The 12,167-nt window shown below is 42.1% G+C and carries 13 protein-coding genes; all 13 read right to left on the bottom strand.

Annotated features, from left to right (window positions below; genetic code table 11):
• Positions 1-41: 41 nt before the first annotated feature.
• The 13 genes from G628_RS0103775 to fabD all read right to left on the bottom strand — a co-directional run bounded on the left by G628_RS0103775 (position 42) and on the right by fabD (position 12,148).
• Positions 42-923, bottom strand: a complete 882-nt coding sequence (locus G628_RS0103775) for a hypothetical protein (RefSeq protein WP_027208488.1) — start codon at positions 921-923, stop codon at positions 42-44.
• 1,003 nt (positions 924-1,926) lie between these two features.
• Complete coding sequence (locus G628_RS0103765) at positions 1,927-2,565, bottom strand: orotate phosphoribosyltransferase (protein ID WP_027208487.1); 639 nt, start codon at positions 2,563-2,565, stop codon at positions 1,927-1,929.
• A 94-nt stretch (positions 2,566-2,659) separates the two neighbouring features.
• Positions 2,660-3,064: an amino acid-binding protein gene (locus tag G628_RS0103760; RefSeq protein ID WP_027208486.1), complete on the bottom strand. Its 405-nt coding sequence runs from the start codon at positions 3,062-3,064 to the stop codon at positions 2,660-2,662.
• Positions 3,065-3,236: 172 nt separating this feature from the next.
• Positions 3,237-3,608 (bottom strand): response regulator, encoded by a 372-nt coding sequence (locus G628_RS0103755; RefSeq protein ID WP_026655941.1) that lies wholly within the window; start codon positions 3,606-3,608, stop codon positions 3,237-3,239.
• 136 nt (positions 3,609-3,744) lie between these two features.
• Positions 3,745-5,403, bottom strand: coding sequence for an AMP-binding protein (locus tag G628_RS0103750; RefSeq protein ID WP_027208485.1), 1,659 nt, complete (start codon positions 5,401-5,403; stop codon positions 3,745-3,747).
• An 8-nt stretch (positions 5,404-5,411) separates the two neighbouring features.
• The gene (gene accA / locus G628_RS0103745; protein ID WP_026655943.1) at positions 5,412-6,167 is read right to left on the bottom strand and encodes a carboxyltransferase subunit alpha; all 756 of its coding nucleotides are present in this window, start codon (positions 6,165-6,167) and stop codon (positions 5,412-5,414) included.
• 22 nt (positions 6,168-6,189) lie between these two features.
• Positions 6,190-7,023, bottom strand: a complete 834-nt coding sequence (locus G628_RS0103740) for an acetyl-CoA carboxylase carboxyltransferase subunit beta (protein ID WP_026655944.1) — start codon at positions 7,021-7,023, stop codon at positions 6,190-6,192.
• Between the two features lie 3 nt (positions 7,024-7,026).
• The gene (locus G628_RS0103735; RefSeq protein WP_027208484.1) at positions 7,027-8,355 is read right to left on the bottom strand and encodes an acetyl-CoA carboxylase biotin carboxylase subunit; all 1,329 of its coding nucleotides are present in this window, start codon (positions 8,353-8,355) and stop codon (positions 7,027-7,029) included.
• Between the two features lies 1 nt (position 8,356).
• Complete coding sequence (gene fabZ / locus G628_RS0103730; RefSeq protein ID WP_026655946.1) at positions 8,357-8,797, bottom strand: 3-hydroxyacyl-ACP dehydratase FabZ; 441 nt, start codon at positions 8,795-8,797, stop codon at positions 8,357-8,359.
• Positions 8,798-8,806: 9 nt separating this feature from the next.
• Entirely contained in the window at positions 8,807-9,238 is a 432-nt protein-coding gene (locus G628_RS19225) for an acetyl-CoA carboxylase biotin carboxyl carrier protein (protein ID WP_027208483.1), read from the bottom strand.
• Positions 9,239-9,250: 12 nt separating this feature from the next.
• A complete protein-coding gene (gene fabF / locus G628_RS0103720; RefSeq protein ID WP_027208482.1) occupies positions 9,251-10,486 on the bottom strand; it encodes a beta-ketoacyl-ACP synthase II in 1,236 nt (411 codons plus the stop codon).
• Positions 10,479-11,219 (bottom strand): 3-oxoacyl-[acyl-carrier-protein] reductase, encoded by a 741-nt coding sequence (gene fabG / locus G628_RS0103715; protein WP_026667157.1) that lies wholly within the window; start codon positions 11,217-11,219, stop codon positions 10,479-10,481. The genes fabF and fabG overlap by 8 nt, the downstream gene beginning before the upstream one ends.
• The gene (gene fabD / locus G628_RS0103710) at positions 11,219-12,148 is read right to left on the bottom strand and encodes an ACP S-malonyltransferase (RefSeq protein WP_026655950.1); all 930 of its coding nucleotides are present in this window, start codon (positions 12,146-12,148) and stop codon (positions 11,219-11,221) included. Before fabD ends, fabG begins: the two co-directional genes overlap by 1 nt.
• Positions 12,149-12,167: the final 19 nt, after the last annotated feature.

The following is a 12,167-nucleotide window of genomic DNA, read 5'->3' as shown; positions in this document are numbered from 1 at the left end:
ATAATATGATGCAAATGGAAAAAGGTCAAAGATACGAGCCATCACTCACTAACCGTTTCAGGTACATCTTCTCCGGTATATGCGGAATCGTTTGTATATAGCTTGTCGCAAGTGCCATAGACCTTAAGCTTCAAATATATCTTTCCGTTATCCATAAGCACAGCAGTATACTCCGTACCATAGGTCGGAACAAGGCAATCTACAAATCTGCATTTCTCACCGGATTTAGTCTCGGTATCCTTATAACCGACCGCCCCGATTTCCGTTCCAAACTTAAAGTAATCCTCATACAACTCGTCGTCTCCAATAAGCTTTTTGATCTCAGATAATTGCGACTCTGTATAAGCTTTATTCAGTATGTCATCATTTATAAATGCTTTCTTATCTCGTGTATAATCTCTGCCGGCCCACACGTTCATCCCCAAACCGAGTAATCCTACCTGCTTGACATGCACGGTATCACCGTCCATTTCAAAGCTCAGATATTCATCTTCCGCTTCGGTATACTTGTAGACCGCAACATTATCTTTTACAAAAAGCGCGTCTCCTTCTATCTCCCCTGTGTGAAGGTAATAATAAAAGAAACCCGAAAAGTGAAATCCTTTTTCGCTCTGATCTGTTATTGTAATCTCCCCGCTATAAGACGAGTGCTCTCCGCCATACCATTTTCCTTCAAAATTAGCGGCATTAGGGCATTCTTTTGCCTCACTGTAAAGCTTGGACCAATAATCTTCTGAACTATCCAAAACGCTTGCACTGTCCTCTTCTGCCGAATCGACAGAAGCACCGGATACAACTTCCACCGAGGCTTCTGAACTTGTGCTTTCCTCACCGGACTCGATATTTACCTCATCCTTTCCACACCCGGTTGCAGAAGCCATGAGCAAAACAATCATCAGCGCCAAAATTCTTCTCTTATTCATCAGTACTCCAATCTCTAGCTCGTTAAACATCTATAAACAATAATATGGCGTATTGCAGAAATGGTCAAAATGATTCAGAACGGTCGTATCCCCCTGGCATACTTCTCAACTACAAATTTCACGGCTTCACAAAATCAAAGAAGCCTTCTGTACCATGAAAGAAAAGCCGTGAGGCCTCGTTAAACCGGTTGTGTATATTGAAGAATAAGCTAATACTATGATATAAATAGGAATAAAAAAATGACCTATCAGAAGTTATGGGATGGATCTGATAGGTCTGCTTTATTAATGATATTTATCCTTTGCTCTTTTTCAAGTTATTCTCAGAAATATTATTTCATTCCAATCAGCAAATTGTCCAAAAAGAAATCACAAATCCCATTAACTAATTAGTTCATTTGTGGAAAAATTGAAAGTTTTATTAATTCGATTTCTTTATGATTAATCGTGTGATATAAATATATCGATTGGTTTTTTTGTTTTAAATTTGAGAAAAGAGGGATTGGAATGGCAGAAGTAAGTAATAGTTCTACTATGTTATCACAAGAAGAAATAGATAAGCTTATTAAAAAACTCGAAGAAGAAAAAGAGAATAACGCATAATATAAGGGGCTGTTTCAGCCCCTTTTGTGTTATATAGAGTTATCATAGCCAGCCCGAAATCAAAGTCATATGTTCGGAAAGTTTTACAGCTTTAGGCTTCATCGTATGGCTATAAGGCGGATTTTCTTGTTGTTGCATATGTTGATATTCAAGGCAAAAAAAACTAAGTTTTTCATTCTTCGCTCCAAAACTCGCCCAAGAATGGGCTCAAACAGTTGGAGCGAAAACAGAATGAAAAGCTTAGTCTTTTTATTGCTCTTGAATATAGCAACATACGCAAATACTGCGAAAATCCGCCTTATAGCCATACGATGAAATTAAACCTAGAACTTTCCGAACATATGACTTTGATTCCGAGCGTTATAAAAGGCTGCAACACATAGTGCTACAGCCAGTTTTATTACAGCGTTGAATATCCAAATCCGTTGCAGATGGCATCGACGGGAACTCCGTTTTTGCACAACGGGCATGAATCCTGCGAAGCAGTTGAATAATCCGGAAGATCGCGCACCGTGAACAACGCACGGATCGGAATGTTTTCAATCTGAGTAGCTAAAGAGAAGATCGCGGATATTCCAACAATTTCCCCTTTATAAAATCTAATAGACTCAAGCGCACTCTTTAACGTCTTTCCGGTCGTTGCTGAATCGATAAGGATAAGCACCTTCTTTTCATTTATCATGTGCTGATTATTCTCACGAAACATCATCTGACCGTTGACATTATATTCGGGTGCCGTAATGTACATGGATTTATGAGAATTCATGGATAATATTCCTGCCTCGGTAAGCTTATTGGCCATGTATGAGCCAACCACTTCCATTCCGTCAAGACACAGGATCGTATCGATAACATCGGAAGACATGTACATCTCAGCAAGCGATTCACCGGCCGCACGAGCCTCTTTCATTCTTGCTTTGGTATCACACAGATCAATATAGTAATTAACATGGGAATTAGGGGTTATGAAATGCCCCTTTGTATAACGAAGAATTACGTCAGTATTTCCGGTGTATTCAAGTTTTTTGTATCCTTGCATGCGTACCCTCCTATGAGCCCATCGGCAAACAACAAAACAACCTAAATCTTATTACCATATTTACTTACAATACCATTATAATTTATATCTTATATCAGATGCAATTATAGCCTCTATTAATAAGGATGTTTTCAACCTGTGCCGTATCATCTGTATGAATTACCATGATGGGAAGACCTGATTCACGGTTGAAAGAAAGATATGTGTAATTTACATTTATATTGCTGTCAAACAATGTCTTCAAAATCTTGTCCAAAGATCCGACTTCATCCTGACACTCAACGGCAAGAACAGGAGTTGTCTTGCAAATGTAGCCTGCGCTGCTGAGTACTTCGATGCTCTTTTCGGGATCTGAAACAACCATTCTTATTATTCCATATTCTGCAGAATCATTGGTTACCGATCCAAGAATATTGATTCCGTTTCTGCAAAGAATACCTGTAACATTCTGTAAGCATCCTTTTTTATTTTCTGCATAGATAGATATTTGCTTTAACATATAATTGCTCCTCTTCTGCTTGATTATGCATGTATTCTAACATTGCACTTTATTATTGTCCAGTGTAAAAGAACTCCTTCACTCCTCGTATTCACTGAAAAAACATTTCGCTATCATATAATAAGAAAAGCGAGGCTACAAGCATTATATAGCCTCGCTTATCGTAAATTTATTAACCTTCGCCCTCTTCAAAAGCTTTGTTCACCGCTCTCAAAACATCCGAAGTATTAAACGGCTTAACGATAAAGTCTTTTGCTCCCTTTTTTATTGCCAGGACTATCATTCCTTCATATTTCTGGTCGGAACACATGATAACACGTGCTTTTGGATCGTATTCCCTCACAGCGACCAATGCATCTATCCCGTTCATCTTAGGCATGTTTATGTCAAGAACCATAAGATCGGGATTCTTTTCTTTATACATATCGACTGCTTCGTCCCCGGTAACGGCTTCGCCTACAATATGATATTCTTCGGAGCTAAGCGCATTCTTTATCATCTCTCTGAATAATGCTGTATCATCTGCTATCAATACCTTCTTCATAACGTGGTCTCCTTATTTGAAACATCAACGAATTGGCACGATTTGACTTTTGACACCTATATCATATATATATTATGTCTACAAAAACGTATATATTTCAAATAAAATATTGATAAATATAGCACGATTTTTCAGCTTATTTTTTGTTGAGTCTGGCTAAATCCGCCTGTCTTATACGGGCTCTACTAATCTTTCCGCTACTTGTTCTCGGTAATTCGTCTACGAATTTGATTATCCTGGGATACTTGTATATCGCAACACGCTTTTTTACGAATTCCTGAATCTCAGTTCCGAGCTTGCCTGTATCTTCAACGCCATCTTTGAGGATAATGCTCGCTTTTACAACGGCGCCTCTGTTCTTTGAAGGAAATCCCGTAACAGCGCACTCAAATACCGCAGGGTGGCACATTATAACGTCCTCTACTTCGGAAGGTCCTATACGGTAGCCGCTTGATTTAATGACATCGTCATTTCTTCCCAGGAAAAAGAAATGTCCGCTTTCATCCATGATAGCTTTATCCTTTGTATGATAAACGCCACCGTGCCAAACTTCCTTATATAATGCCTCCTCACCGAGGTATCCCTTAAAAATGCCTATAGGTCTTTTGTCCCCTTCGGGAATTATGACTATCTCGCCCTCTTCACCTGCAGCAACAGGTTTATTATCCTCATCGACCAAAGTCACCTTATATAAAGGAGACGATACACCGATGGAGCCCTTTATCTGCTCTTTGCCTACAGGTGTGCATATCTGTAGCGCGGTTTCAGTCTGGCCGAACCCTTCGCGAATGCGGATTCCCGTCATGTCAAAAAACTTTTCCGCTACTTCTTCAGGCATCGGCTCGCCGGCAGTTGTCGCATTTTTTAAATTGCTAAGATCGTACCTGGAAATATCTTCCAGAATAAGATACTTATAAATAGTAGGCGGAGCACAGAACGTGCATATCTTTTCCTCAGCGATAAGCTTCAGCAGATCTGCGGCATAGAACTGCTCATAGTCATAGACCATTATGGCTGTTCCTATAAACCACTGGCCATACAGCTTGCCCCATGCAGACTTAGCCCACCCTGAATCGGCAACCGTAAGGTGCAGTCCGTCATATTCCACACCGTGCCAGCATTTAGCCGTGTAGATATGTGCTATCGGATATGAAAAGTCATGTATTACCGCCTTTGGCGCACCGCTTGTACCTGACGTAAAATAGTAAAGCATATTGTCATTTACATCGGTACTTATTCTGTCAAGTTCCTCAGAAGCTTCTTCCATGATTCCCGCAAAAGAGATTGTATCCTTATATCTGTCTCCGACTACGATCTGAATGACATCATGCCCTGAAACGGCGCGTTCCACTTTATCACAGATCTGCTCTGAATTAACACAGATCACGGCCTTTGCTCCAGAGATATTAATTCTCTCTTTAATATCCTCGGAAGATACCATATGTGACGTAGGTATAGCTATTGCTCCAAGCTTATGAATCGCAAGAATGCTGATCCAGAACTCATATCTTCTTTTTAGAAGGAGCATTACAGGATCCCCTCGCTTTATTCCAAGCGATTTAAGAGCATTTGCAGCTTTATTGGTAAGTCTTTTAAGATCACCGAAAGTAAATCTCGTATCCCTGCCATCCATGCTTCTGTGCACCATAGCAAGTTTATCCGGACATTCTTCGGCAAATTTGTCTATCACATCATAAGCGAAATTGAAATTGTCATCAAAACTTGTTTCAATACTTACTATATTTCCGTCTTTATCGCATTTTTCCTTATAGTATTTTTGATATATGTTAATCATCTTTGCCTCTAATATCCGACTCTTCTGAATTTTTCATATCTTTCATCGGTAAGTGTATCAATATCCGTAGCCAACAATTTCTTAAGCTCCGAATATATATCGTTTTCTAAGTTCTCAAAAGAATCATTGCTACAAATCTTATCTATAAGTCCCAGTTTGTACAGCTTCTCGGCCGTAAGATAAAGCGCATCCGCGACCACATCTGCTTTTTCCGTACTTTTCCATAAGATATTCGCGCAACTCTCAGGTGATACCACGCTAAAATACGCATCCTCCAGCATCCATATTCTGTCCGCATGTGAAAGAGCAAGTGCGCCTCCGCTTCCACCTTCTCCGATAACTACCGATAAGATTGGTGTACGCAGGTCAGACATTTCATACAGATTCTCGGCAATTGCTCTTCCCTGGCCGCGTTCTTCCGCATCTACGCCACAAAAAGCACCGGCAGTATCTATAAAGCACACTATCGGTCTGTGAAACTTTTCCGCCTGCTTCATGAGTCTCAAGGCTTTTCTGTAGCCTTCGGGATGAGCGCTTCCAAAGTTATGAGCTATCCTGTCTTCGGTATTCTTACCTTTTTCAATTCCGATAACTGTCACAGGCATGTCTTTTATCATTCCTATACCTGCGATAACGGCTCCGTCATCACCAAAGTATCTGTCACCGTGAAATTCAATAAAATCACCGATAACGGCGTTCATATAATCAACCGCCGTATACCGGTTGTCACTTCGTGCACCGAGCACGATATCATAATCTCTCATATCTGCCCTCTTGTATTCTTCTTTAGCAGTTGTGAATCTTAAGTATCTTTTCAAGGTAATCCCTTTGCTTATCTCTTGTTACAATGTCATCTATAAATCCGCATTCCAGAACTCTTTCTGCTTTCTGGAAGCCCTTGGGAAGCGCTCTGTTAAGAGTCTTCTCAATAACACGGGGGCCCGCAAATCCTATCCTTGCTCCGGGCTCTGCAAGCGTTATGTCCGCAAGCATCGCAAAGCTCGCATCCACGCCTCCCGTCGTAGGATTGGTCAAAAGATTTATATACAGATTTCCCGCATTGTTATGTCTTTTAACCGCCGCGGAAACCTTAGACATCTGCATAAGAGAAAGCATTCCTTCCTGCATTCTTGCTCCGCCGGAGACTGTAACTCCGATAACGGGAAGGCTCTTTTCGGTAGCATATTCAAAAAGACTTGTAATGCGCTCTCCGACAACCGCTCCCATTGACCCCATCATGAAGTTTGCATCCATTGCAAAAATGCATGTTCTGTAGCCGCCAATCGTTGCAACACCGCAGATAACGCCTTCATTTTCACGGCTCTTTTCCCTGGCTGCCTGCAACTTACTGTCATACTCGGGGAAATCAAGAATATTCTTTGACTCAAGATCTCCGAATAATTCCACAAAACTTCTTTTATCCGCGAGCATCAGTATTCTGCGCCTTGCTCTTACGGGAAAGTAGTGTCCGCAGTTCGGACATACGAAATTGTTTTTTCTAATCTTGGCTACGGCTGTCTCTTTCTGGCATCTCTTACAGGTTACTTTTCTGCTTTTCGGCTTAACATCGCCATATTCAAGCTCATTATTTGCTTTTAAAAAAAGACTTTTTAATTCCATAGTTTACAAAACCTTCTGACATATCCCCGTGTCGTAATTGCCGATCACAAATTTGTTGTTGTCCATGAACTTCATATGCATCTCTCTGTTGTTATCAACACCGACAAGCACAAACTCTGAGAGTGCACTTTTCATCTTACGGATCGCACCGTCCCTTGTATCCGCACAAACTATGAGTTTACCAAGCATGGAATCATAGAACGGAGTCACCTCATAGCTCTGATAGAGCGCCGAATCAAATCTCACGTCTACTCCTCCGGGTATATGCAAAAGCTCAACCTTTCCGGTAGACGGCCTAAAGTCTACTGAATTTTCCGCACAGATCCTACATTCAATTGCATGCTTATTGTGCGCGATATCTTCCTGATTAAAAGGAATATCTATTCCTGCCGCAGTCCTTATCTGCCACTCAACTATGTCTATGCCGCATACCATCTCAGTCACGGAGTGCTCAACCTGAAGACGGGTATTCATTTCCATAAAATAGAAGGAATCCCCTTTAACAAGAAACTCCACGGTTCCAACGGTTACATAGCCAACCGTTTTGGCAAGATCTGAAGCAGCTTTGTACATCTTTTTACGTGTTTCATCAGATAAAACAGGAGCAGGGCACTCCTCTATAAGTTTCTGGTTTTTGCGCTGAACGGAGCAGTCTCTGTCGCCAAGGACAATTACTTTTCCTCTCTGGTCCGCAAGAATCTGAACCTCAACATGCTTTACGTTCTCGAGATACTTCTCCATAAAGATGGCATCATCTGCAAAAGAGCTCTTTGCTTCCTTTTTTACCTGCTCAAAAGCCGGTATTAATTCGCTTTCCTCTCTTACAACACGGATTCCCTTTCCGCCACCGCCGGCTCTCGCCTTGAGTATTACCGGATATCCTATCTCTTTTGCCCATCTGATCGCAGCCTTGTTGCTCTCTAAGATGTCGCTTCCGGGTGTGACGGGAACTCCGGTACTGACAGCAATCTGTCTCGCAATCTCTTTTTGTCCCATCTTCTCCATGACTTCGGAGCCCGGGCCTATAAGCGCAATGTCGTTTTCTTCACACTTCCTTGCAAACTCAGGATTCTCGGAAAGCATACCGTATCCGGGGTGGATTGCTTCAGCTCCGACAGCCTGAGCCAACGTAATTATGACGTTAATATTCAAATAGCTGTCGTTTACTAAAGGTCCGCCGATGCAGTAGCTCTCATCAGCCATCTCTACATGAAGTGCGTCCTTATCTGCATCGGAATAAACCGCAACGGTCTCTATTCCCATTTCCTTGCATGCTCTGATAACACGTACGGCAACTTCACCACGGTTTGCTATAAGAATCTTAGAAAACATGTCACGCTTCCTCTCTTTCTCCAACTTCCGTAATGGCAAAAGAAAAATCTCCGCTCATACATTTTTTCCCATCTACAGTCAGTTCCCCATGAAGTACATACATGGGGTGAAAAGACCTTATGACCTTAGTGTCGACTCTGATCCTGTCTCCGGGCTTAACCATGTTTCTGAAACGAACTTTATCAAGTCCCGTATAAACAGGAATAACTCCGCCATTCGCCATCTTATCCGCAAAAAGAACGCAGGCTGACTGTGCCATTATCTCGCACTGTATTACTCCGGGCACGATGGGATTACCGGGGAAATGTCCCTGTAAAAAATACTCATCGCCGCGCACGTTGTAATAACCTGTTGCCGTTCCGTCCTCATTAAGATACGCCTCATCAACAAGAAGCATCGGCTCTCTGTGCGGAAGTATCTTTTTCAATTCTTCTCTATTCATAAATTCCTCTTACTCAATAACAAAAAGTGTCTGTTTATACTCAACAAGCGCGCCGTCTGTAACACAGACTTTCTTGACAACCCCGCTCACGGGAGCTTTTACTTCATTCATCATTTTCATTGCCTCGATGGTGCAAAGTACGTCTCCTTCGGATACTTTGTCGCCTTCCTTGAGAGCTTTCTTTTCACCGACAGATGCATAGAAGATTCCAAGAAGCGGTGCGTTTACCGCAGTTCCGGAAATGTTTTCTTCCGCTCCCTGCGCGCTTTGAACGTCCGGAGCACTCTCCTTTTGTACCGGCGTAGCTTCTACTACCTTTACGCTCTCGGTCTTACAGGAGTTCTCTCTTTTCATTTGAATCTTAAAGTCTCCTTCTTCGACAGAAAGCTCTGTTAAATTCAATCTTAAAAAAAGATCACCGTACTCTTTTAATGAACTCATAATTGCCCTTTCTTAATTAACTTTCTTAAAAGCTATACATGCATTGTGGCCACCAAATCCGAGTGATGTGCTGATAGCATAGTCAACAGCTACTTTCTCAGCTTTGTTTACCGTATAGTTAAGATCGCACTCTTCATCTTTTTCTTTGTAATTGATTGTCGGAGGTATGATTCCGTCATTAAGTGCAAGAACGGAAGCAATCGCTTCAACCGCACCTGTTGCCCCCATCATGTGTCCTGTCATAGACTTTGTTGAACTGATGTGGATGTCATATGCTTTCTTACCAAAGACTTTCTTTATTGCCTTTGTTTCCATCGCATCGTTAAGATGTGTTCCTGTTCCGTGTGCATTGAAATAAATCTCGTCGCTGTCGCTTACTTTTGCTTCATTTACAGCAGCCTGGATTGCTCTTACTGCGCCGTCTCCTTCCGGATCGGGAGCTGTGATGTGATAAGCGTCAGATGTGTTTCCGTATCCTACAACCTCAGCGTAGATCTTTGCTCCGCGCTTCTTTGCATGTTCATATTCTTCAAGGATAAGGATTCCTGCGCCCTCACCCATCACGAAGCCGCCTCTTCTCTTATCAAAAGGAATACTTCCCTCTGAAGGATCTTCTGAAAGATTGAGCGCCTGACAGTTGATGAATCCTGCCATGGCAAGTTCATTGATGGAAGCTTCACTTCCGCCTGCGATGATAGCATCTGCATAGCCATGCTTGATAACTCTGTAAGCTTCACCTATTGTATGTGTTGAAGTTGCACATGCTGTAACAATAGGAAGTGTAGGACCTTTGGCACCAAACTTGATCGATACGGCACCTGCTGCCATATTGCTGATCATCATGGGAACGAAGAAAGGTGAAACCATCTCAGGTCCCTTTTCATCAAGCTTTCTTGTCTCACGGATTGTTGTATTTATTCCGCCGATTCCGGATCCTATATATACTCCGAAGCGCTCTTTATCAAGTTCACTCTCAAGAATTCCGCTCTGCTCAACGGCCTGTCTTGCAGCTGCCATTGCATACTGCATGAAAAGATCCGACTTACGGATTTCCTGAACGGTGTCATAATATTTCTTTGGCTCAAACTCTTTTACTTCTGCATCGAGACTAACCTTAAGTCCTGAAGCATCAAATCTCTTTATCTTGTCAACGCCACATTTTCCAGCCTTTAAGCTCTCCCAAAAAGTATCAATATCATTTCCAACAGGGGAGATTACTCCCATTCCTGTAACAACTACTCTACACATACATTCCTCCATCTACTTTAATAACTTCACCTGTGATATAAGAAGATCTGTCACTTGCAAGGAAAAGTGCAAGTTCAGCGATATCTTCCGGCTTTCCGAGTCTTGCAAGCGGAAGCTGCTTCTTAAGCTCCTCCGTCTGAGCTTCGGATAGCTGAGCTGTCATCTCGGTAGCTATATATCCGGGCGCGATGGCATTGCATCTTATATTCTTTCTGCCATATTCTTTAGCTACAGTCTTTGTAAAACCTACTATTCCTGCTTTTGATGCAGCATAGTTTGCCTGGCCTTTATTTCCCATCAGCCCTACAACAGAACTGATATTTATGATGTTTCCACCTTTTCTCTTTATAAAATTACGGATAAAAGAGCGTGTTACATACATTGTTCCTTTTAAGTTAATGTCAATAACATCGTCTATATCCGCAATACTCAGTCCCGGAAGCAAGTTGTCTCTTGTTATTCCGGCATTATTTACTACTATGTCCACTCCGCCGAAGTCTGCCAGGATTTCCTCTGATACAGAAGTTACCTGATCGGCGTTCTTTATATCACACAGATATAACTTTACATCTGTACCGTTCTTCTTAAGTTCTTCGATAGCGGCCTGCGCCTTCTCATTATCTTTTGTTGCGATTATCGCAAGGTTCGCACCGTTCTCTGCGTATTTCTTCGCAATTGCGTTGCCTATTCCTCTTGTTCCGCCTGTGATTACAGCAACTTTTCCCTTTAACATTATTTTTTCAGCTCCTCCACAACTTTATTCAATGAATCAATATCGCTCACGTTATAAATGTTTGCTCCGGGAACAGTTCTTTTTACAAATCCGGAAAGAGTTTTTCCGGGGCCACACTCTATGAATGTGTCAATTCCTGCTGCCGCCATATTGTTAAGTGTCTCTTCCCACTTAACACTGTTTGATATCTGATTCGAAATCGTATCGATTATGCCTTCTTTATCATCGGGATACGGCTTTGCAGTCATATTCGCATATACCGGAGTCTTGGGATCGTTTATGGAATACAGATTTTCGTTTCCTATCTCTTCCTGTAGTCCCAAAGACGCTTCCTTCATATACGGTGTATGGAAAGGACCGCCCACCGCGAGTGCCACGAATCTCACTCCTTTTTCGGAAAGAGCTTCTTTTAACTTCTCAATCCTGTCTTCCTCCCCGGAAACAACAATCTGTCCCGGGCAGTTATAATTGACAGGATATACTCCGAATTCATCGCATAATGATTCAAGCTCACTCTTATCCATTCGCATAACAGCTATCATGCTGCCTTTCTGCGCATCTGCAGCTGCCTGCATAAGCTTTCCTCTTTTACATACCAGTCTGAACGCATCATCTTTGGCGAGCGTTCCGGACATTCCCATAGCAACGACTTCTCCAAGTGAAAAGCCGGCGATCGCATCAGGTTCAACCCCACTGTTTACCAATGCTATCGCACTTGCAATATCAGCCAGAAAAAGACACGGCTGCGTGTTCTCTGTTCTTTTCAGCTCCTCTTCCGTTCCCGAAAACATCTGATCGAGCGTTCCGGGCCTTACAGTTTCGGCAGTGTCAAAAAACTCCTTCACTTCAGTTACATTCTCATATAGGTCTTTTCCCATTCCGGCGTACTGACTCCCCTGACCGGCAAATAAAAATGCGATTTTATTCATATCTTCTCCACTTTTCTAC

The organism is Butyrivibrio hungatei NK4A153, from assembly GCF_000424465.1.
In the GTDB taxonomy this organism is placed as follows: Bacteria; Bacillota; Clostridia; order Lachnospirales; family Lachnospiraceae; genus Butyrivibrio; species Butyrivibrio hungatei_A.
The sequence above is the reverse complement of the archived record's forward strand: the minus strand, read 5'-3'. Positions and strand labels throughout refer to the sequence as shown.